We start from the raw sequence: 21,067 nt of genomic DNA on the forward strand, positions 1-21,067 counted from the left end.
GAAATATCAGCAGGGTTAATTCAAATAGAAAAATTGCGCGTCACAGGAGATGGGTTTTTCATTAATACCAATGGTGGTAATCCTCAACTACAAGTTAATCATAGTCAAGATCACCGCTCCGTTAATATTGATATCATTGGTGCAGCTTTATCACCAGATTTGGAACAACGGGATTTATTGATTAATCGCTATGGTGTCCGTCGTATCCAATTTAACCAATTATCAAGTAGGCCATCTGCTGTTCGCATGACCTTGCAGTTAGATAATACTAGTCGCAATTGGCAGGCGATCGCTAGTGGAAATAACGGTTTCATTGTGCTACCTGAGCGGGTCGCTAAATTACCTAATGATATTCCGTCTTCTGTACCATCAATTAGTGATTCCCCCTCCATGATTCAATCTATTGAAATCGGGGGAAATGGTACACAACTATTAATTAGAGCCGACCAAGCCATATCTGCTACCAGCGGCTGGGATAGAAGCTCAGGCTTATTTCGGATCACTATTCCTAATGCTCAGTTAGCCAACCAAGTCCAAGGACCTACTTTTAATACCAATAGTCCTATTCTTAAAATCCGTCTCCAACCCCAAGATTCTAATACTGTAGTTGTGCTAGTTCAACCTGCTGCTGGTGTGAGCTTTGGGGGACTCAATCAAGTAACTACACAATTATTAGCTTTACCGTTACAAACTAACCTCCGCGCTCAACGTCCTGGAATTTCACCTCCCATACCGCCCATACCACCGATAGATTCCTCACGTATTAACATAGATACTCCTCAAACAAGATTCCAGCCAGATATACCAGTCCCTAGAGGGAAAGTTTTAGTAGTTCTTGATCCGGGACATGGCGGTAAAGATCCTGGCGCTCCTGGACTGGGTGGACTCTTAGAAAAGGATGTAGTTCTCCCCATTAGTACAAAAGTAGCGAGAATTTTAGAAGAAAATGGCGTACAGGTTGTACTAACGCGAGATGCTGACTTTTTTGTAGAACTCCAAGGACGGGTGGATATAGCCAAGCGTGTCAATGCTACTTTGTTTGTCAGTATTCACGCTAATTCTGTGGATAATAGGCCTGATGTCAATGGGTTAGAAGTATATTATTACGATAGTGGTTATGGTTTAGCAGAAGCTGTTCGTCAGAATATTCTCCAAAATATCAGTACCCTGAAAAATCGAGGCACTCGTAAAGCTAGATTTTATGTTCTTAGAAAAAATTCTATGCCGGCTATTTTAGTAGAAACAGGTTATATGAGTGGTCGAGAAGATAATCCCCGCTTAGGCTCACCAGAATATCAAAGTCGTATGGCTGAAGGAATAGCGAGTGGTGTTCTGAATTATTTAAAACAAAGGTAATAATCATCCTTTGTCAGTTGTTTTCTGTTTTTCTTTACCACTGACAACTGACAACTGACTACTAACCACTAACCACTAACCACAATCTAAATTAATATTTCCTGTGCATTCAACTTCTATTTTTGATAATCATTTTGATACTTTCTCCTCTCAAGAACCTCAACGCGCTCCTATTGGGGTATTTGACAGTGGTGTAGGTGGACTAACCGTACTGCGACAAATTTATCAGCAGCTTCCCAATGAATCCATTATTTATGTGGGGGACACAGCCCGCCTTCCTTATGGTATTCGCTCCCAAACCGAAATTTTACAATTTGTCCGGGAAATCCTTCATTGGATGCAGCAGCAACGGGTAAAAATGGCAGTTATGGCTTGTAATACTAGTTCTGCTCTGGCATTAGATATTGTACGTCAAGAATTTAATTTCCCTATTCTAGGAGTGATTTTACCTGGAGCGAAGGCAGCAGTACAGCAAGGACAGCGGATTGGTGTGATTGCTACTCCAGCTACTGCTCAAAGCAATGCCTATCGCCAAGCTATTTTAGAAATTAACCCTAATGTTCAAGTGTGGCAAGTCAGTTGTCCAGAATTTGTGCCACTAATTGAGCAAAATCGCATCCATGATCCTTACACTACGGAAATAGCCAAAACTTATCTAGAACCTTTGCTGCGCCAAGAAATAGATACTTTAGTCTATGGTTGTACTCATTATCCTCATTTATCGCCAGTTTTGCGATCGCTCCTACCGTCTCAAGTCAAACTCATCAACCCAGCAGTTCATGTTGTGGCTGCTTGCTCTCAAGAGTTAGATATATTAGGAATTAAAAATACTCATCCACCAATGCCCACCCGCTTCGCTGTCAGCGGTTGTCCTCAACAATTTACCCAATCTGGTTTGCACTGGTTGGGCTATACCCCAATGGTGGAACAGGTATGTTTTGCTGACGCTGTTGTATCTTAATCCAGGAGTCAGGAAGTAGGGGCGCAAGGCCTGCGCCCAGTCAGGAATCTCCCTGCTCCCTGCCAGAAAGTTCCTTTCATTGACTATTGATAGCTTCAGAGACATTTGCTGTTAATACTCTTTCCTGTTTGTACTTATCCGAAACAACATTAGAACCGCTTTGAATAATACCTTTCTTGCCTGTTCGTTTTGCTAATGCTAATAATAAGTACACGCTAAATAAGTATCCAGCGGCTAAAATAAATATCATCATAGGCATATTTCCGTAAATCATTTTTCCACCATTTTTGATTGCTAAGGAATATGAAATTGCATACAAAACTTGCAGAACTATAGTCAATCAAGCACATTCTTGATAGCTGTAGTTAGCTATAGTGATCTGCCCAGTAGAAACCAATGTTCTCTGGTCAATCAATCAATTTATTTTCTTTAATATGACCCTTGTCAGGCTATACATCAGACAGCAGTAAAAATATTGCTAAACAGCAACCTTTAACTGCACTCATCAGCAATTTACCTAGCCTGCGTTATTGACTCCTCACCAATTTAATTAAAGCTACGCTAATACTCAACGGTATTAAATACGTTGAGCTTCTTCCATTACTGGACAAGCATAATTCAACTCAGTCGGTACGGTTGCCGCACGAAAGTCAGGAATAATTTCCATCTTCTTTTGGCGACGAGCTATTTTTGACTCACAACACTATTATGTAAAATCACTGAATGGTGGCTTTACTGCGGAAGTGAATAATCTGAAAAATTTAATATTCCTAAGTCTTAGCGTAACACAACAGTCTTGAATTTGAAGCTAATTTCTAGACTAAAATTTAAAAATTTTTCGATGTTCATAGCTCATATCCGTTCCTCAAGAATAAATGTAAAAATAATTACATTTTTATGGAGTATTTACGTATTTTTTACTCATACTAATAAATATCAATTAACGTAAATTTAAAAAACATTTAACAATAACATATTTTGAAGTAAAAATCTAAAGAATTTGATAAATATTAAAAATCAGATTCATCAAGGAAAACTTTGTGCTGACACTGGGTTATCTTAAAATTAAAGAATATGTAAACTTTCGTAACCTAAGCCAGAGTCCGCCCATCCATGACCCCAGCCACCTCCCTGTTTACCCCTGTGGAAGCAGACCTGCAAATACTAGCAGATAACCTTAAACAGCTAGTTGGAAATCGCCACCCCATTCTTTATGCCGCCGCCGAACACTTATTCGGTGCTGGGGGAAAGCGCATTAGACCTGCAATTGTACTGCTTGTATCGCGGGCAACCATGCTAGACGAAGATATTACCGCACGTCATAGAAGACTGGCAGAGATTACAGAAATGATCCACACTGCCAGTTTGGTACATGATGATGTAGTAGATGAGTCCAATGTCCGACGTGGTGTACCTACCGTTCATAGTTTGTTCGGTAATCGCATTGCTGTACTGGCAGGGGATTTCCTCTTTGCTCAATCATCTTGGTACTTAGCGAATCTCAATAACTTGGATGTTGTTAAACTCCTTTCCGAAGTAATCATGGATTTAGCTGCCGGAGAAATCCAGCAAGGGCTGAATCGTTTTGATGCTAGTCTTTCTACGGAAACTTACCTGCAAAAGAGCTATTACAAAACCGCCTCATTAATTGCCAACAGTTCTAAAGCTGCTGGATTAATTAGTGAAACATCCCTAGAAACTGCCGAACACTTGCACAGTTATGGTCGTCATTTGGGTCTGGCCTTCCAGATAGTAGATGATATTCTCGATTTCACTAGTTCGACAGATACCTTGGGTAAACCAGCCGGTTCTGATCTCAAAAGTGGCAACCTCACAGCACCGGCGTTATATGCCTTAGAAGAAAAACCTTACTTGGAAGCTTTGATTGAAAGAGAGTTTGCCCAGTCAGGGGATTTAGAGCAGGCATTGGCACTAATTCATGATAGTCAAGGTATCCAGAGAGCTAGGGAATTAGCTGCTCACCACGCTAAATTAGCCACGGAGCATATCAGCATTTTAGAACCTTCAGAATCACGGCAAGCACTAATGAATTTGACTGACTATGTACTAAGTCGGCTCTACTAAAAAAATTTAGATTGATTTTAGATTTGGGATTTGGGAAATTTAATATCCGAAATCCCAAATTTGTTTATGCGATGTTGGGAGGAATAGTGCGAGTGCCTCTAAATTCTTGTAGTTGTTGCCCAATCAGCTTTTCTAATTGAGTACGACGCACTTCTACAATATTAGTGATAGTTCCTGGTGTTTCGATAAAAACTATGCTGTGTACTGGTTTGAGGGCTATTAATTGAAACAGAATCCGGGTAACATACATGGGGGTTGGCAGCAAGTGAGGGTCACGCCCAGCATCTGAGATTAGGGAAACATCCTGTATGGTAGGGAAAGCGTAAATAACTTGCTTTTCTATTCCTGGATTTGCGCGATTGCTCAATGTAGTTAAAACCCAATCCTTCTCAGAATTTTGGAGAATAAAGTATTGGTAGTGGCGTAACTTTTGAGCGATGGCGATTAATACAGGAGCGATTGATACCATAAGTTGTGGTGTCATACCGTCCTGGGGTGCATTGTCTATCAGCAATTGAATTTGTGCTTCTAAATCCATCATGAGTTGTAAATGACTTTTGGGTAATGGCTAAAACATGAATGAGGAAAGATTCCACAAAGTTGGAAGTTACAAGTTCAAATTTTTTGGCAGCCACATCCTCAATGTAAATTGGTTTGCGTTTGGACTACATACAAAAACCATGAAGCTAATATCCAAAAAAGTCTGACAAGTCGTGTCCAAAGTATGTTAGGGTCTTTTTGAGAACTGGGACTATGAATTCAACAGCAATCGCAACTACTCAGGGGAAAATTTCTATCAGCGTGGAGGTCATCTTTCAATTCCTATTTAGGGAACTTCAACAGTCAACAAAGGCTTCCGAGCAAAATTGTCACGATGTATCTGTGAGAATTACTAACGAAGTCTTGCGGATTTGTAATGAAAGTAAACGCATTCAAACTTCCGGGTCTGTAGAAAGTTCAGCAATGAGCCTAGCTAAACATCGGTTACAACAGTGTATCCGTTACTATCAGTTAGGTTCAAACCGTGGACGTTTAGAACTACACAGCACTTTGAGTGCTATTATTTACCGTTATATTAATCCCCCTCATAAGCAATTAAGCTATCAAGGGCGGTTGACTATCATTGAAGATTTTCTACAGAGTTTTTATCTGGAGGCTTTAAATGCTTTTAGAAGGGAGAACCAATTAGGTCCTACCTATCGCCCCCAGACTCTATTGGAATTGGGAGAATATATGGCATTTACCGAGCGATATGGTAAGCGTCGGATTCCCCTTCCCGGAAGACAACAACAGTTAATCATTCTGCGAGCGCAAACTTTTTCCAAACAGCAACCTCCAGAAACAAGTGTAGATATAGAACAGGCATCGGAAGGTAGTAGTGGTGAGTCTGACGGTTCGTGGGAAGAGCCGGCTATTCAACAATTGCGTTCGACGATGGCAACGCAACCCGAACCAGAAGAAGATACCCTGCGATCGGTTGTAATTACAGAATTAATAGATTATTTAGAGGAAAAAGAACAATCTGACTGTGCTGATTACTTTGCTCTTCGTCTTCAGGATTTATCAGCACCAGAAATTGAGGCAATATTGGGTTTAACATCCCGGCAGCGTGATTATTTGCAGCAACGGTTTAAATATCATTTAATTCGCTTTGCTTTATTACATCGCTGGGAGTTGGTTCATGAGTGGTTAGAAGTTTCTTTACCCACTAATTTGGGTTTAACACCTATTCAATGGGAAACTTATCTAGCCCAGCTAGATGATAAACAAAAATCTATCTTAGATTTGAAGCAACAGGGAAAACCTGACGAACAAATAGCCAAGATTGTAGGCTTGTCTATGGCGCAATTACAGAAACGGTGGTTTAAGATTCTGGAACAAGCTTGGGAAATTCGTAACTCCTTAGTGTCCGGATCTAGTGCATCTACCCATGAATGGTGACTCAGAATCCTCATAAAATTATCAACTTGCTTGGGTATTGAAAAATTACAAATTCAACACTTACGGGTATACGTTGTTAGAATGTGAGGAAATTGACGGGGTAAATATTTATCTCAAGATGGTAGCCGTTTAATGGTGAACTAAGCTTGTGAGAAAACCCCCAAACCTTTCAATTGGGAGAAATTCCTACTGTGCAAGAACGTTTCCAAGCTATTATTAAGCGTCGTTTACAAGGCGAAACAGAAAAAAATCCACCTTTGTTCCCCTGGGAAACACAATTGGTAGAATATCCTGATTGTGTAGAAGAACAATCTCTAGGATTAGTTCCTGTTTGGGGGTGGACTGTTCACCAATCTAAACTGAATTTACCTATTCCTCTGCCGGAAAAAGTTTTTTGGCAATTGTTAGAAAAATGTCAGGTGTTGCTGACATCTTCCGTACCTCTGGGAGCTAAATTAGTTCAGGTGGTAGAAAGTATGTTTCCGAGTGATGCTCAGGCCATTAATGATTTGGCTGGGTTAGTGCTGAGAAGCTCTTATCGTTCTGCTGATACTCTGTCAGCTATGCCTAATATTGAGAGCGATTATTTTGATTTATTACCACGGCAACAAATGGCGTTGTCGTTAATGGCAGCCAAGCAACTGCTAGAAAATTTAACTTTGCCTATTTCATCTACTCAACCATTGCTAGAAAGACAATGGCTTACTACTGTAGGAACACTGAGTATTCGGGTAGAATTATGGAGTTTAGGTACATCTACAAAGCTAACTGTTCAGGGTGATTTACCTACACCTGGAATTTTGCAGCTTCAAGGTAATCATCCGCAACAAACTGTAACATCTGTAATTTCGGAAATGCCAATTATCGAGTTACAAATTGATCAGATTCAGCCAACTTATACGTTGACAGTTGAGTTCCCGGAATTAGATCAGCAGCCTTTATTGTTGGCTATTCAGGTCAAAATTTAAGGCAATTACTATTCCTGGGTTGGATGGGAGTCATGGCAACAGATGTATAATATATTTGATTTATTTCCTGGTTTTAAAACTTAATTCTCTTGTCAAAAGAGGATAAACGATATTAAGGGCGAACTGAATGCCTTAGCTATGAGCAGGACACTTGTACTCTGTGGGAGTATAAAGCTACGATAGGGGGGGAGTTGAAGACAAGGTGATAGTTTTCATACCTAGCATTGTGTCCGCAGCGTCTACATCATAGCTTTGCTTACCTAAAAATGTTTAATCTATCCAGGATGAATCGGTTTAATTACTGGCCAAAAACTATAGGAAAATCACCAGTAAAAGAGGTAGAGGATTCAATTCCTTTACGGGTGTTAGTGCTAGGGTTGGTCGTGTTGGGGGTTGTGGCTACGGATATTGCTGCTGAAACTCAATTTAGTTTGTGGACAATCCCACTGACTATGGTAGGTACGGCTTGGAGTTATTACCGTCGCCGAAGTTCTAATATTCCTATCCAGTTTTGTATTGCGATTGGGATGTTATTAGGTTTAGGTGCTTTTTTTGGGCGTTTTATAGGAAATTGGCATGATACTCGGCTGAGTTTGGCAGAGTTATTAATTCAACTGCAAGTGCTACACAGCTTTGATACTCCCCGTCGGAAGGATTTGGGTTATTCCATTGTGATTGGGTTAATCTTGGTGGGTGTGGCGGCGACGTTGAGCCAAACTATGGCTTTTGCACCTGTGTTGCTGTTATTTTTAGCGATCGCTCTCCCCACTTTAGTTCTAGATTACCGTTCACGATTGGGGTTCAAGCAATCAATTGCTGAAAAATCTCGTAAAAAGAATAATTCTAATTTCAATTTTAAAGTTCTCATTTTAAATTTTTTATTGATTGTGGCTTTAGGGCTGGGAATTTTTGCAATTTTACCCCGGTTTCCTGGTTATCAGCTACGATCTTTTCCTGTGAGTGCGCCGATTAAAATCCCAGACAATTTCACAGGACGCAATATTATTAACCCCGGTTATGTCCGTGAAGGTAGGGGTAATGGGGAAGGAAATGGTAGCGGTAGTGGTGGAAATGCTGGTGAACCAGGAACATTAGACAATAATTTTTATTACGGTTTTAATAGCGAGATGAACCAAAACCTGCGGGGGGAAATGAAACCCAAGGTGGTGATGCGTGTGCGATCGCAAGCCGAAGGTTTTTGGCGAGTTTTGGCTTTTGACCGTTATACAGGTAAAGGCTGGAAGATTTCCCGCGATGATCAGGTAACGACCCTAAGACAATCATCTTGGACTTATCGCATTTCTATCGATCTCCCACCTTTTATGACTCGAACAAAAGAGGTAGTACAAACTTATAATTTGGTGTCGGAGTTACCTAACCTGATTCCGGCGATGTCCTATCCCAAAGCTTTGTACTTTCCCACACCAATGATAGCTGTCGATCAAGAAGATGGTTTACGTGCGCCGGTACAGTTATCAGAAGGACTAACATATACAGTAGTTTCCGAAGTTCCCTACCGCGATCGCTCTTTGTTAGGTAAAGCATCCACTAAATATCCAGCCAGTATTACCAAATATTACCTCCAAATCCCCCCAGAAATTGCCGATAAAGTCCGCAAAAGGACAGAAGAAATTCTCGCAATTTATGATCAACAAAGGGTTTCCCGTTCTCCAGAAACAAAAACCCTAAATTCCACCTACGAAAAAGCTCTTTATTTAGCCCAGTATATTAAGCAAAATTACTCTGTACCGACCAATCCCTTAGAACTACCGTTTTTTGATGAAAAGGATGACTTAGTAGAAAGTTTTTTATTCAAAAATAAAGGCGGTTATCCAGACCATTTTTCCACTGTATTAACAGTGATGTTGCGTTCCATTGGCATTCCAGCCCGATTAGTAGCGGGATTTGCCCCAGGGGAATTTAATCCATTTACAGGAATGTATGTTGTCCGTAATACAGATGCTTATGCGATGACGGAAGTTTATTTCCCTAGATATGGTTGGTTTACCTTTGATCCCATTCCTGGACATCCCTTGATTCCTCCTTCCATAGAAGAAGATCAAACTTTTACTGTGCTGCGACAATTTTGGAATTGGGTCGCTGGTTGGCTACCTTCACCAATTACAGCTATTTTAAATACTGTATTTGGGGCAATATTTAGTTGGTTATTCAGAGGACTAGCTTGGTTTTTAGCTTTATTTACTAAGGGTTGGCTAGGAGTATTAACAGGTTTAATTATTGGCACAATTGCCGCATTCTTAGCTTGGTTGGGTTGGGGACAATGGCGCAAGTGGCTTAACCTGCGTTGGTTAAAGAAATTACCCCCAATGGAAAGACTTTACCAACAAATGCTACAATGGACAGCTAACAAGGGTTTAACGAAGCATCCCAGTCAAACACCCCTAGAATATGCTCAGATTTCACACCAATATCATTCCCCAGAAATAGCTGAAATTATAGATGAAATCTGTCATGCTTATGTGAGTTGGCGTTATGGTAGTAATAGTCCCAATTGGCAACAATTGCAACAAAGATGGCAAAGAATTCAAAAAACAACTAATACCACCAGCCAGAATTCAAAATAGTTGAGACAGACTTTCCAGCCTATGGCAGGGGGCAGGGAATAGGGAACAGGAAGAAAGTTTTGGGCGATTTTACTTTTCTCCACACATTTTGGTTATCTCACATCTACCTACTTCCTGTTGCAATAAATGTGTTTGCGCCTATATCATAGGGAATATTTTTAGTAAATTTGGTTGATAATGCAGCTAAAAAAAGCATTTGCTATGAAAAAACTCCGGCTGACGTAGTGTAATTCGTTGTAACTCCCATTCTTTAGGGATAACATGGGAATAAGTTTACTACAAGCTTTTCATTTTTCGTTTAGCTGCAATTTTTCTATGGAAATTCAATTAATCAATATCGGGTTTGGTAATATCGTCTCTGCCAACAGAGTAGTTGCCATTGTTAGTCCAGAATCCGCTCCCATTAAACGGATTATCACCGATGCGAGGGACAGAGGTCAACTGGTTGATGCTACCTATGGACGACGAACTAGGGCGGTGATCATCACTGATTCTAGTCACGTCATTCTCTCAGCGATTCAGCCAGAAACCGTAGCGAATCGGTTTGTGATTTCCCGTGATCATCATGTTGTAGATAATTAATCAGAGGATTTGCACCAGATTGGCCGTACCATGTGAATTAGACTGGTTTTCTGTCACCAGTGCTACAAATTCTTTAGTCTTTATACCAATTTGAAAAGTCAGGATGAGAAATGGCAGCCTATAAAGCTTACACTGTAGGTATTTTACAATTTAAAATCCAAAATTTAAAATGGTATTAGTTGTCTGAGCAGCTAAAATAAGACTAATGAATCATTAATATTGATTAATTCACTTCTTTCACGGATAATGCAAGTTTTACCTATCTATAATGGTGCAAATACCGAAGAATGCCCGCCTCTGGGCAAGTTAATTGTTTTAACCGGTCCGAGTGGAGTCGGGAAAGGTACTTTAATGAATGAAATTCTCCAGCGTTATCCAGAATTACATTATTCAGTATCTGCAACGACTCGTTCTCCTCGTCCGGGAGAAATCAATGGTAAAAACTATGACTTTATCAGCCGGAGTAAATTTGAACAATTAATTACTCAAGGTGAATTTTTAGAATGGGCGGAATTTGCTGGTAACTGTTATGGTACGCCTCGTGAAGCGGTGCTGAGGCAGATTCAGTCTGGTAAGTTGGTGGTGCTAGAAATTGAACTAGAAGGAGCAAGACAAATCCGTTCTACCTTCCCTAGCGCCCTCAGCATTTTTATTTTACCACCTTCATTTTCAGAATTAGAAAACCGGATTCGTGGACGGGGACAAGACTCGGAAGAAGCTATTTCTCGTCGTTTGCAACGGGCTGAAGAGGAAATTGCTGCTGCTAACGAATTTGATATAAAAATTATCAATGATGATTTTGAGCAAGCTTTGAAGGAAATAGAGATAGCGATTTTTGGATAAGGACAAGAAATTGAAAATTTTTTGTTGATGTTTGGAAATTATTGAACTTGATAGGCGATCGCCTGATTTCGTCCCTGATTCTTGGCAGTATAAAGAGCTTGATCAGCATGGGATATTAAGAGTTCTAAATTTTCCTCTCTTGTGGGAATCTGACTAACTATCCCCATACTCAAGGTAACATTACTGCTAACATCAGAATTTTGGTGAGGAATAGCCAGATTAGCGATAGAGAAGCGCTCCGTAGGAATCGCTTCTAGATCATCTATTAAGAGAATCTTGCCTTTAGTTTCAGATTGTGGATCAAGATGCACTGGAAATCTGTTCATCATTTTGGGTAGTTTGAGGATGATCTTACCACTATTTCAAAAAATATCTATTTTATATTTTCATCACTCAATAATTCTGCTATTTCATCAAATTGAAATTGATTGGCTAGTTTTTCAAGAACTTTTACTAAATGGGATTCTTGGTTAGGTATTTCTTGAATCAATAGTTTCACCTGATTACTATCACCATTTAAAGCCGCTTCGCTTAATTGCGATCTCAATTCCTCAGAAATTATAACTAAATCTACAGATGATAGTATAAATGGTGATTGCTCCAAAATTACATCACCTGTGGCTAATTCTTCATAAATATATTTTACTCCTAAATGTTTAGTTAAGGTCTCAAAAATTGTATTTTCTTTAAAAGGTTTTCGTAAAAAATCATCACATCCTGCGGATAAAATAATCGCCTTTTCTTCTTCCAAAACACTAGCAGTTAAAGCAATTATCGCCGTAGCATTGCCTTTAGTTGTGGATTTAATATATTTAGTAGCTTCATAACCATCCATCACAGGCATTCTCATATCCATAAATATTAAATGGGGTTGCCATTCGTCCCAAATATTAATAGCTTCTTGTCCATTACTTGCTTCTTTAATTTCAAATCCCAAAGGTGAAAGCAGTTTAATTAATAATTTTCTGTTGATGGCTTTGTCATCTACTGCTAAAATTTTATATATAGCTTGATCTGATGCAACTGCTAATACTTTTTTATGGGAAATATGCTCATTATTGATAGTTTCTTGACCTAATTGTACCGTAATATCAAATTTAAAACTTGTCCCTTGTCCTAATTCACTTTCTACGGTAATATCTCCTCCCATTAACTGCACAAATTGACGACTAATCACCAAACCTAAACCTGTTCCTTCTTGAGATTCTTTTCCTGATTCTGTTTGACTAAAAGCCTGGAATAATTTAGTTAATTCGTTGGGAGAAATTCCCACTCCTGTATCAATAATACTGAAATTTAAAGTATAATTTTGATGTTGTTTATTTTCTGCTGAATTAATCCTTAAAATCACCTCTCCTTGATTGGTAAATTTAATAGCATTCCCCAATAAATTAAGTAAAACTTGACGTAATTTTATGCCATCAGTATAAATATAATGGGGTAAGTTTTCATCTCGAACAAAGATTAACTCTAATCCGGCATTAACCGCCCTTAAATACAGCATATCTTCTAAATCAGTTAGTAATTTATCTAGGTTAAAGTCCTTTTGATTAAGAGTAGTTTTACCAGCTTCAATTTTAGAAAAATCAAGAACATTATTAATTAAGGTTAATAAATATTCACCACTTCTTTGAATAATTCCCGCATTGTCATATTGTTCTAAAGGCAAATTTTTTGTGCGTAACATTAACTGCGAAAAACCAATAATTGCATTTAATGGACTTCGTAATTCATGGCTCATATTAGCAATAAATGAATTTTTAGCTTGATTAGCAACTTCGGCTTTTTCCTTAGCAATAACTAATTCTGATGTTCTTTCTTGTACCCGATTTTCTAAAGTTTCAAAAGAAGTTTGTAACTGTTGTGCCATCAAATTAAATGAATTGGCCAAAGTTGATATTTCTGCAATATTTTTAGTTACTAGTAAATCATTTTTTTTGTCACAATTTTGCCATTCTCCTAGTGCTAAAGCCTGACTAGAACGACTTAATTGTAAAATAGGAATAGTAATCCAACGAGCAGTGAGAATACCAATTACTGTGACAACGACAAGAGTTAGACCACACAGCACAATTGTTAAATGGGCATTTTTCTGAATATGTTCCATAAAGTCAGATTCAGGAATGATAATAACTGTTAGCCAGTTTAAATTTTGTTTGCTCACTGGAAAAACTTGTACAAAATATCTCTGACCATCTACTGACAAATCAAGTTTTTGAATGTTTTGAATATCTTCTAGTTTAAAGTGATCTGTTACATATTGGGATGTTAATCTAATAAGTTTATTTTTACTGGCTGTTGCTTTTAAGCGTCGGGAACGAACATTAACATTTTGAGATAATTCACCTTTAGCGGTAGTTATAAATGGTACTTCATTAATAGAATTGGCAATCATTTGTCCTTGTTGATCTATCAAAAATGCTTGCCCTGTATTCCCAATTTTTAAATGTTGAAGAAAGTCTCCAAACTGAATCAGATATAGACCAGAAGCAAATACCCCTTGAAATTGTCCCTGTGCATCTTTAAATGGCAAATTATAAGTTGCAACTAGAAGTGGCTGATCTTTTCCCCGTGATAAACTGACCAAAATATTCCAACTTCCCATCTTCGCTTCTCTTGCAGCACCATACCAAGGCTTCCCCCCAGGAGGGTCATTATGAGGATTATAGTCAGTCCTAATTTGCAGTAACTCATGAGTTTGACCTGTCATATCTGCTCCGTAACGATAGAAATTTTTACTTTTTGAAGCATCCAAAATCCTAACGGTAAGCTGATCAGATGCATATCGTGAAACTTCTATAAAGTCTTGTCTTTCGTTAGAAATTAACGCACTACTGACACTAGGAAAAATTTGCAATTGCTGGGTAAAGTGTGTTTGCAGGGCTGGTAAATTTTGGTAATCTAAAATTCCTTGACGGATAAGGGAGGCATTAGTTTGAGTAAGTTGTTCGGGTGCTTTGAGATAGCTGTTTAAGTTTTGTTCAATGCGATCGCCAATTTCTGCCATCAAAGATTTGGCCATATCTTCTACCGCTTTTTGTCCACTATGATAGGAAAGATAACCTACCAATCCTACTGCGCCCACAATTTGCAAAACAAATGGTACAATTAACAATAATCTCAGAGATATTTCAGGGAGTTTTGGTAATTTATTAGAAGGTTGATTTAGCATTTTTTTGGGAGTATTGTTATTCATTGTTGATCAAGGATTAGATATATAGCGATATCGCATAACTTGAGAATCTAATTTATAATTTAATTGGATAATATCTTTATTCACAAACCTTATCTATTAATCAAATATGCCCCTGCCACAATTTAGATAATCATTAAATACTCATTAAATTATGGCTTATGATAACACCTGTAAATTTTTAGCTGAAACCTATCCAACTAATATACTCCCTTGGCTACATTCCCTGTAGAGATAATTCACGAATTATCCCTGCAAGTTAAATATTAGAATTAGGTATATTTTGGATTTTTTCCAGAAACATCGTTATAGATCAAATCAAAATATTGCTATACTCAGTCAAATAAACTTTGAATATTTTCCCTATTTCTCTGAATAATTTAGTATTTTATAATTAGTTTTTTATAAACTTATATTTATCTATTTTCTAATATACTTTATCTCGATAATAGGTAATAGCCCAAATTAGCAACTATTACCCATTACCAAGAATTAAATTAACCCAATAAACCTTGGATTAATCCAGAATTACCTGTCAAGAAGAAAGCGACTACTGCGCCACCGATACCACCAATTAAGAAAGCACTGGCAAAATTATTCCAGCTTTCCTTAGAGTTGAAAGCATCAACTGGAGGGTTGGGTACTGCAACACTGGCAAGCGCCTTATCAGGATTGCTGTTTGCATATAAAGATAGGCAAGCTGTCAAAATTACAACTAAACCAATACTGCCCAGTAAACCAGCCAAGTTAGCATTAGGGGCATTGCGTAAAGGACCTAATTTAGCAAAAGGTCCAAATAGCAAGTAACCATGAGCCATACCAACTTCTAAACCGCGTCTAAAAGGATTTAAACCGGGGCGATAAGCTGGCAAATTGCTAATAAACCACTTCACCAAAGGAGCGGAATTGATGGGGGTTTCTAGATCGCCTTTTTGTGGATCGCGTCCTGCTGCTACCATAACTATTTTTCGATTCCTTGGATTACTCTTGTTGGTTGTTGTAATGTATGAAACCCGTCAATCACAGTTCAGATTACGAGTTTCATACATTAGTTAAGATTGTTTACTGGGAAACAATGCAGAAGAGAAAGCTAATGTACTTAGCTTTCCCTGAACCGTGTTTCAACCTATAGGGGGTGAAAAAGTAGGTCAGGGAAGAAGCGATTAAATTCAATCAAAATCCCAGCGGTGATTGTCAGCCAGATAGTAGCTGCAACAGGGGCTGTGGAGAGGAATGTGATCAAGTAGTTGGTTTCGTCGCTTTTTTCAGCCATGAATCTATTCTCCAGAATGAGTGAGTGCAAACAAATAAATTAGCGTGGTGAAACGGTAATTTCTGAATCCTTGGCTGTTAACTCGCCAGAGAGAAATTCCTTGATTGCGGCTGCTGGCCAAGCAAAACCAGAGGTGATGATAGGGAGTGCAATGCCTAAATCAATTTGGATTTCTTTTTGTTCAGAATTTGCTCCTTTTTGGATAGCTTGTAGATAAGCACGGCCTACCCAGCCAATCCAACCAGCAATGTAGAGGAAGAGAATACTAGGAATCAAGAAATCTCCAGCCCGATCAAGACGGCCATCTACAATCAAGTGGGGATAACCTTCAGGTCCACAGAGTGCTTGGGAATAACGTTCAAACCGCTTTTTACCTGATTCAGGATCGGCGGTGGTATTACGGGCATTTAGTGCTAGCTCTTGAAAGGCGGGAGAATCTTTACAAGGTACAAGGTTGGCCCCTAGTGCTTTAGCTTCAGGAGCAAAATTGAACCAAAGAGAAATCGCCAAAAGCAAAGCAAACAATCGTGTCATGGAGTTGTTTCCTTTTATTACAAAACGAGAAGTCCTGTGTACAAAACGAAGCGGCTTGTACAGTCTTTATTTTAGATAACTAGGAAGTTATCATACTCTTGGCTGGGGACTGAGTAAAGTTTAAGTCAATAAAAGTTAAAGCTTCTCAATCAAAAGTTAGGGAAGCAGGGAGGCAGGGGGCAGGGGGCAGGGGGCAGGGTAGATATGAGAGGATGTATATTACCAATTACCCATTACCCATTCTATGACAACCGTTTTAGCTATTGAAACCAGTTGTGATGAAACTGCTGTTGCAATTATTAATAATCGTCAGGTGTGTAGCAGTATTGTTGCTTCACAAATTCCTATTCATCAGCAATATGGTGGGGTAGTGCCGGAGGTAGCTTCACGTCAGCATTTAGAAACGCTAAATTACGAAATAGAGCAGGCGATCGCATCTAGTAATTTAGACTGGAGTCAAATTGATGGGATAGCTGCGACTTGTGCGCCTGGATTGGTAGGGGCGTTGTTGGTGGGGTTAACGGCTGCCAAAACCCTAGCTATGGTATATGAGAAGCCTTTTTTGGGAGTGCATCACCTGGAAGGTCATATTTACGCGACTTACTTGAGTGAGCCAAGTTTAAATCCCCCTTTTCTTAGCTTACTTGTTTCCGGTGGTCATACAAGCTTGATTTATGTCAAAGATTATGGTATCTACGAAACCTTGGGAGAAACCCGTGATGATGCGGCGGGTGAGGCCTTTGACAAGGTGGCACGGTTGTTAAAATTGGGTTATCCCGGTGGACCAATAATTGATAAGCTCTCACAAACAGGTGATTCCCAAGCTTTTGTATTACCAGAAGGAAAAATTTCTTTACCAGGTGGTGGTTATCATCCTTACGATTGTAGTTTTAGTGGATTAAAGACAGCAGTGCTGCGTTTAGTGCAGCAATTAGAGAAAGAGGGTAAAGAAGTACCAATAGAGGATGTAGTGGCTAGTTTCCAGGATACTATAGCGCGATCGCTGACCAAAAGAGCGATCGCCTGCGCCCGTGACTATGGTTTAAACACTATTACTGTAGGTGGTGGTGTAGCAGCCAATAGTGGACTAAGAAAACACTTGCAAGCAGCAGCCAGCAAACATAACATCCAAGTTATTTTCCCCCCCCTTAAAATTCTGCACTGACAACGCCGCCATGATTGGCTGTGCAGCCGCAGAACATCTATCTCGTGGACATTCATCACCGCTGACATTAGGAGTCCATTCCCGGCTCTCACTGAACCAAGTCATGGAATTGTACAAAAACTAGCCCAGGAAAAAGGAGGTAGGGGCGCAGTCCCTGCGCCCAGTCAGGATGTTAGGAAGAAGGAATATGACAACTGACAACTGATCACTAACCACTAACAACTGACCGGATATTTTCAGCTACAGATTCTGGTTGCTCTAACATAGCCAGATGTCCACAATCAGGAATTTCAATCACATTATCGCCAACATATTGAAAAAGCCAATGAAAACTCGCTAAATGGCGGACATACTTGGGTTCCATCACTTTATCGTCAGCACCAGCTAAAAAATATACTGGCTGCTTCAACTTTGATACTAACTGGGGTAAAGAATTAACTTCTGCTTCTGTTGTGGAGTCGAAAAGAGTTCCCAAAGCAGCTTCTGGGTCAGCTACAACAAAATCAATGAGTCTTTGACGCGCCCAATATCGTTCTAAGGGACGCAATACACTGGCTTTAGTAAACAACAAATCAATCCAAGGCATTTGTGAAAGCCAACGGGGACGGACTTGTAAAAATTTCTGACCAGCAGACCGGAATTGCTCAAAAGCTTCTTTGAGATAAATCCCACCACCTGCATTAATACAAATTACACCTTGAACACAATCAGGTAGTTGAGCCGCTGTCCACAAAGCAATAGTGCCACCCAAAGAATGACCTATTAGCCAAGCACTAGAAATATTCAGGTGCTGGAGAAGAACAGCTAAATCCTGAGCATAAGCAGACGGAGAATATAGAGAATCCAAGGCAGAACTAACCATACTAGAGTCTGTGGGTGTCAGTCCTATATCTAATTTCACCTGAGACTGGGATTCACCAAAGCCTCGTAAATCATAAGATAAACACTGAAAATCTACTGATAAACGAGAAATCACAGGTTGCCAGTATACACGGCTATTTAGCCAACCGTGGATAAAGACTAAAGCATGGGGGTATGATGTGGGCGCTGTCAACTCGTATGTGTGTGGAACGCCTAAGATTTCTATTGTTGCCATAGTTAAATATCGTACCCCCAAGAGTGAGTGCGACTCAATACAACTAAGTAGGTGGGCGTTAAAAATTGTCGTTGGGGCAAGGGAACAGGGAACAGGAAGAGAGTTTTAAACTATTTTACTTTTCTTCACATACCTTTAAATTTTTCTGTTCACCTACTTAGATACAAACAGAGAAAGAACAATTCAAAAAAATTTTGAATTAAATAATTTTATTGACCAAGTAACCTATGTTTTACTCCTTCCGCGATTCTATGACCCAGATATTCAGGAATGAGACTTTCATTCGGACCTAACAAGTAGAGAATCAGTCTAGTACGTCCGCGCCAAACAAGTAAATTGGCATTGACTACCAGCAGGTCTTCTTGCCAGATAGCGTACATCACTTTGTAAAATAATCCAGGTTGATTATCAGCTTCTATTACCAAAGCGGGGAGATGAAAGACCGGATCAACATAGAAGTCAGTTTGTACCTGTTCTAAACCAGCATCAAGATTAAATTCTACAGCCAGCATTTCTTCTACCTCAAACCGACCTCCTAAAGCTTCACGAATAGCGCGGCAAACGTTCTCAGCAGTTTTTTCAGTCAGGGCTTTACTGCCACGAGATACCAGTAATTTAATAAAAACTAACATCGGTGGTCGAATTTGACCGTATAAACTAAGACCGTGAATAGTTAAACCATAAGCTGCCAGCACACCAAAAATATCGCTCAGGAGGAAAGATTGATTACGGTAGGCAAAATGTAGGGCGCTTTTGCTCCCTTCTGGTTTCATCTCTATGACAGCCCGTCTGGTTTTATAAAGACGGTAGGCCAGTCGTAAATTTTGAAGTTGAATCTCGCTGCTAACAAATTGCTCATAGAATTGGGGAAACGCTCGATTAAAGCGTTTAAGAAGTTCTAGAGTTGAAGATTTTAAACCAGAAGCCATCGTTGAGGGTAAGACTTGCTTGTTTGGTGCAAACTAAAGCTAACAAGAAGGAGAGAAGGCAGGGGACAGGCTTCGCCGTGAGCGTCAGCCGAACGGGAGCAGAGGGCAGAGAGAATATTTATTACCTATTGCCTATTGCTGATTGCCTAATTCCGAACTTAATTTAGAATTCTCAGATCATGTTATCTCCCAAAGTCTACAGCGGATCAGTTAAATTACTTGCTCTCATTGTGTCATTGAAGTGGGAATTGGTGGTTCAACGATTATTTTTATCTTGTTTGGTCAAGAAAGCAGTGCTGCCAAAAGAGGTGACTAAAGACAGAAAGATACTTCGATTTGGGAAAAATTTGGCCTTTGGATGAGTTTTATGGAGTAGTGTCAAAACAAAATGCTAAAGTTGAAAGTGATTGGTACGAAACACCAGATAACTAGCTATTACTATTGCCGATCGCCAAAACACCTAAAATATTTTTAGTGGGTTGGTCAGCAATGATCATAGTGATGTTAAATGTGAATCAACACTTTTAAACAGTGGAAACCAATTCAGTCATACTACCCGAACTGCGTTGGCATGGGTTTTTGGAAAACTTGGTTTAGCACTCCTGAATCTTTAGCGGCAAATAAAACTACTGCTGTTAATGAGAATACAGCGGAAGTTGAAGGTAATTCTAGTCCAGGTAAAGATCAAATCGTTTTTAGTACAGAACGAGATATCGACCTATATGAACTAGAAGAACTCTGTGATGCAGTTGGCTGGTCACGTCGCCCTCTCAGAAAAGTAAAAAAAGCTATTGAGCATAGTTTTCTCGTTGCCTCTATGTGGCAAATACGAGGAAATAAAAAGCGTTTGATTGGTTTTGCCCGTGCGACCTCGGATCATGCTTTTAATGCCACTATTTGGGATGTAGTAGTTCACCCAGATTTTCAAAGTAGGGGGTTAGGTAAGGCTTTGATGAAATATGTCCTTAAAAAACTTAGGAGTGAAGAAATTAGTAATGTCACTCTTTTTGCTGACCCCCATGTTGTAGATTTCTACAAGACGATGGGTTTTATGCCAGATCCTGAAGGTATTAAGGGAATGTTTTGGTATCCCCAGTAACCTAGTACCGCAGTGTGGAATTAAAGATTAAAAATTAAAAAAGCAGATTACACAAGCTTTTGTCAAATTTTTAATGGTTGGTTAACTTACGCCGTTGTGTACTAGTTACTGGAGATAGGGGATTGGGGTTGGGGAATACATCAAATTCACAGTTCAAGGGAACAGGAGAAATTCGTGCCATCTTCACCACTTTCTGGCGGAGAATGTAAATAGGGTTGCATTTATTCTTTTTTGTGATATTATAGGAAAAGTAATCCAGTAAAACACAATCCTGATTTTTATAGGAATAGGTTTTGGTGGTTTTACGGGATGTAGCGCAGCTTGGTAGCGCGCCTGCTTTGGGAGCAGGATGCCGCAGGTTCGAATCCTGTCATCCCGATTGATGTAATTCAGTAATTATTGTTTACTTTTAGCCTCATTAGGTCGAGCCGTAGGTATTGGCAAATATTCTTGGTAA

At 39.4% G+C, this 21,067-nt stretch carries 18 protein-coding genes, 1 tRNA gene and 1 pseudogene; 11 read left to right on the top strand and 9 right to left on the bottom strand.

Features of this window, described 5'->3' with window-relative positions; genetic code table 11:
* Together FJR38_RS18535 and murI are read left to right on the top strand one after the other, a co-directional pair.
* Positions 1-1,356 (top strand): N-acetylmuramoyl-L-alanine amidase (locus tag FJR38_RS18535; RefSeq protein WP_168538706.1); only part of this gene is annotated, 1,356 nt, incomplete at its 5' end.
* A 103-nt stretch (positions 1,357-1,459) separates the two neighbouring features.
* Entirely contained in the window at positions 1,460-2,317 is an 858-nt protein-coding gene (gene murI, locus FJR38_RS18540) for a glutamate racemase (RefSeq protein WP_168491074.1), read from the top strand.
* A 76-nt stretch (positions 2,318-2,393) separates the two neighbouring features.
* Here the strand turns inward: murI and FJR38_RS18545 are convergent, their stop codons facing one another.
* On the bottom strand, positions 2,394-2,591 hold the full coding sequence (locus FJR38_RS18545) for a hypothetical protein (RefSeq protein ID WP_168491182.1): 198 nt from the start codon (positions 2,589-2,591) through the stop codon (positions 2,394-2,396).
* Between the two features lie 839 nt (positions 2,592-3,430).
* Between FJR38_RS18545 and sds the strand changes: the two genes are divergently transcribed.
* Positions 3,431-4,402 (top strand): solanesyl diphosphate synthase, encoded by a 972-nt coding sequence (gene sds, locus FJR38_RS18550; RefSeq protein ID WP_168491072.1) that lies wholly within the window; start codon positions 3,431-3,433, stop codon positions 4,400-4,402.
* A 64-nt stretch (positions 4,403-4,466) separates the two neighbouring features.
* Here sds and FJR38_RS18555 read toward each other — a convergent pair whose 3' ends face one another.
* Entirely contained in the window at positions 4,467-4,940 is a 474-nt protein-coding gene (locus tag FJR38_RS18555; RefSeq protein ID WP_168491180.1) for a hypothetical protein, read from the bottom strand.
* A 215-nt stretch (positions 4,941-5,155) separates the two neighbouring features.
* Between FJR38_RS18555 and hetZ the strand changes: the two genes are divergently transcribed.
* From hetZ to gmk, 5 genes are all read left to right on the top strand, one after another.
* Positions 5,156-6,343, top strand: a complete 1,188-nt coding sequence (gene hetZ / locus FJR38_RS18560; RefSeq protein WP_168491070.1) for a heterocyst differentiation protein HetZ — start codon at positions 5,156-5,158, stop codon at positions 6,341-6,343.
* Between the two features lie 191 nt (positions 6,344-6,534).
* Positions 6,535-7,311, top strand: a complete 777-nt coding sequence (locus tag FJR38_RS18565) for a PatU (protein WP_371418241.1) — start codon at positions 6,535-6,537, stop codon at positions 7,309-7,311.
* A 266-nt stretch (positions 7,312-7,577) separates the two neighbouring features.
* Positions 7,578-9,896, top strand: coding sequence for a DUF3488 and DUF4129 domain-containing transglutaminase family protein (locus FJR38_RS18570; RefSeq protein ID WP_168538708.1), 2,319 nt, complete (start codon positions 7,578-7,580; stop codon positions 9,894-9,896).
* A 315-nt stretch (positions 9,897-10,211) separates the two neighbouring features.
* Positions 10,212-10,478: an extracellular matrix/biofilm regulator RemA gene (gene remA / locus FJR38_RS18575; RefSeq protein WP_015080662.1), complete on the top strand. Its 267-nt coding sequence runs from the start codon at positions 10,212-10,214 to the stop codon at positions 10,476-10,478.
* 243 nt (positions 10,479-10,721) lie between these two features.
* A complete protein-coding gene (gene gmk / locus FJR38_RS18580; protein ID WP_371418250.1) occupies positions 10,722-11,321 on the top strand; it encodes a guanylate kinase in 600 nt (199 codons plus the stop codon).
* A gap of 38 nt (positions 11,322-11,359) precedes the next feature.
* On the opposite strand, the gene FJR38_RS18585 is transcribed toward gmk, so the two are convergent.
* The 5 genes from FJR38_RS18585 to FJR38_RS18605 all read right to left on the bottom strand — a co-directional run bounded on the left by FJR38_RS18585 (position 11,360) and on the right by FJR38_RS18605 (position 16,321).
* Complete coding sequence (locus FJR38_RS18585; protein ID WP_168491063.1) at positions 11,360-11,650, bottom strand: diguanylate cyclase domain-containing protein; 291 nt, start codon at positions 11,648-11,650, stop codon at positions 11,360-11,362.
* Between the two features lie 44 nt (positions 11,651-11,694).
* The gene (locus FJR38_RS18590; RefSeq protein WP_254449508.1) at positions 11,695-14,517 is read right to left on the bottom strand and encodes an ATP-binding protein; all 2,823 of its coding nucleotides are present in this window, start codon (positions 14,515-14,517) and stop codon (positions 11,695-11,697) included.
* A 494-nt stretch (positions 14,518-15,011) separates the two neighbouring features.
* A complete protein-coding gene (locus FJR38_RS18595) occupies positions 15,012-15,518 on the bottom strand; it encodes a photosystem I reaction center subunit XI (protein ID WP_168491174.1) in 507 nt (168 codons plus the stop codon).
* Positions 15,519-15,640: 122 nt separating this feature from the next.
* Positions 15,641-15,787, bottom strand: a complete 147-nt coding sequence (gene psaJ / locus FJR38_RS18600; RefSeq protein WP_168491054.1) for a photosystem I reaction center subunit IX — start codon at positions 15,785-15,787, stop codon at positions 15,641-15,643.
* A 39-nt stretch (positions 15,788-15,826) separates the two neighbouring features.
* A complete protein-coding gene (locus FJR38_RS18605; RefSeq protein ID WP_168491052.1) occupies positions 15,827-16,321 on the bottom strand; it encodes a Photosystem I reaction center subunit III in 495 nt (164 codons plus the stop codon).
* Positions 16,322-16,565: 244 nt separating this feature from the next.
* Here FJR38_RS18605 and tsaD point away from each other — a divergent pair.
* Positions 16,566-17,610: pseudogene (gene tsaD, locus FJR38_RS18610) on the top strand (tRNA (adenosine(37)-N6)-threonylcarbamoyltransferase complex transferase subunit TsaD).
* An 84-nt stretch (positions 17,611-17,694) separates the two neighbouring features.
* Here the strand turns inward: tsaD and FJR38_RS18615 are convergent.
* Together FJR38_RS18615 and FJR38_RS18620 are read right to left on the bottom strand one after the other, a co-directional pair.
* Positions 17,695-18,582 carry an alpha/beta fold hydrolase gene (locus tag FJR38_RS18615; protein WP_168491048.1) on the bottom strand — a complete coding sequence of 296 codons (888 nt, stop codon included), beginning with the start codon at positions 18,580-18,582 and terminating at the stop codon, positions 17,695-17,697.
* A gap of 209 nt (positions 18,583-18,791) precedes the next feature.
* Complete coding sequence (locus tag FJR38_RS18620) at positions 18,792-19,511, bottom strand: hypothetical protein (RefSeq protein WP_168491046.1); 720 nt, start codon at positions 19,509-19,511, stop codon at positions 18,792-18,794.
* 571 nt (positions 19,512-20,082) lie between these two features.
* Between FJR38_RS18620 and FJR38_RS18625 the strand changes: the two genes are divergently transcribed.
* Both FJR38_RS18625 and FJR38_RS18630 read left to right on the top strand, forming a co-directional pair.
* Positions 20,083-20,610: a GNAT family N-acetyltransferase gene (locus tag FJR38_RS18625; RefSeq protein WP_168491045.1), complete on the top strand. Its 528-nt coding sequence runs from the start codon at positions 20,083-20,085 to the stop codon at positions 20,608-20,610.
* A 305-nt stretch (positions 20,611-20,915) separates the two neighbouring features.
* A tRNA-Pro gene (locus FJR38_RS18630) sits at positions 20,916-20,989 on the top strand.
* Positions 20,990-21,067: the final 78 nt, after the last annotated feature.

This window comes from Anabaena sp. UHCC 0253 (assembly GCF_009712085.1).
Lineage (GTDB): Bacteria > Cyanobacteriota > Cyanobacteriia > Cyanobacteriales > Nostocaceae > Dolichospermum.

Bases quoted from the DNA above. Each gene is read 5' to 3' on its own strand.
- FJR38_RS18615 (WP_168491048.1), bottom strand. From the start codon at position 18,582: ATGGCAACAATAGAAATCTTAGGCGTTCCACACACATACGAGTTGACA.
- remA (WP_015080662.1), top strand. From the start codon at position 10,212: ATGGAAATTCAATTAATCAATATCGGGTTTGGTAATATCGTCTCTGCC.
- FJR38_RS18625 (WP_168491045.1), top strand. From the start codon at position 20,083: ATGGGTTTTTGGAAAACTTGGTTTAGCACTCCTGAATCTTTAGCGGCA.
- FJR38_RS18620 (WP_168491046.1), bottom strand. From the start codon at position 19,511: ATGGCTTCTGGTTTAAAATCTTCAACTCTAGAACTTCTTAAACGCTTT.
- hetZ (WP_168491070.1), top strand. From the start codon at position 5,156: ATGAATTCAACAGCAATCGCAACTACTCAGGGGAAAATTTCTATCAGC.
- psaJ (WP_168491054.1), bottom strand. From the start codon at position 15,787: ATGGCTGAAAAAAGCGACGAAACCAACTACTTGATCACATTCCTCTCC.
- FJR38_RS18590 (WP_254449508.1), bottom strand. From the start codon at position 14,517: ATGAATAACAATACTCCCAAAAAAATGCTAAATCAACCTTCTAATAAA.
- FJR38_RS18555 (WP_168491180.1), bottom strand. From the start codon at position 4,940: ATGGATTTAGAAGCACAAATTCAATTGCTGATAGACAATGCACCCCAG.
- FJR38_RS18585 (WP_168491063.1), bottom strand. From the start codon at position 11,650: ATGATGAACAGATTTCCAGTGCATCTTGATCCACAATCTGAAACTAAA.
- FJR38_RS18545 (WP_168491182.1), bottom strand. From the start codon at position 2,591: ATGATTTACGGAAATATGCCTATGATGATATTTATTTTAGCCGCTGGA.
- FJR38_RS18605 (WP_168491052.1), bottom strand. From the start codon at position 16,321: ATGACACGATTGTTTGCTTTGCTTTTGGCGATTTCTCTTTGGTTCAAT.
- sds (WP_168491072.1), top strand. From the start codon at position 3,431: ATGACCCCAGCCACCTCCCTGTTTACCCCTGTGGAAGCAGACCTGCAA.
- FJR38_RS18570 (WP_168538708.1), top strand. From the start codon at position 7,578: ATGTTTAATCTATCCAGGATGAATCGGTTTAATTACTGGCCAAAAACT.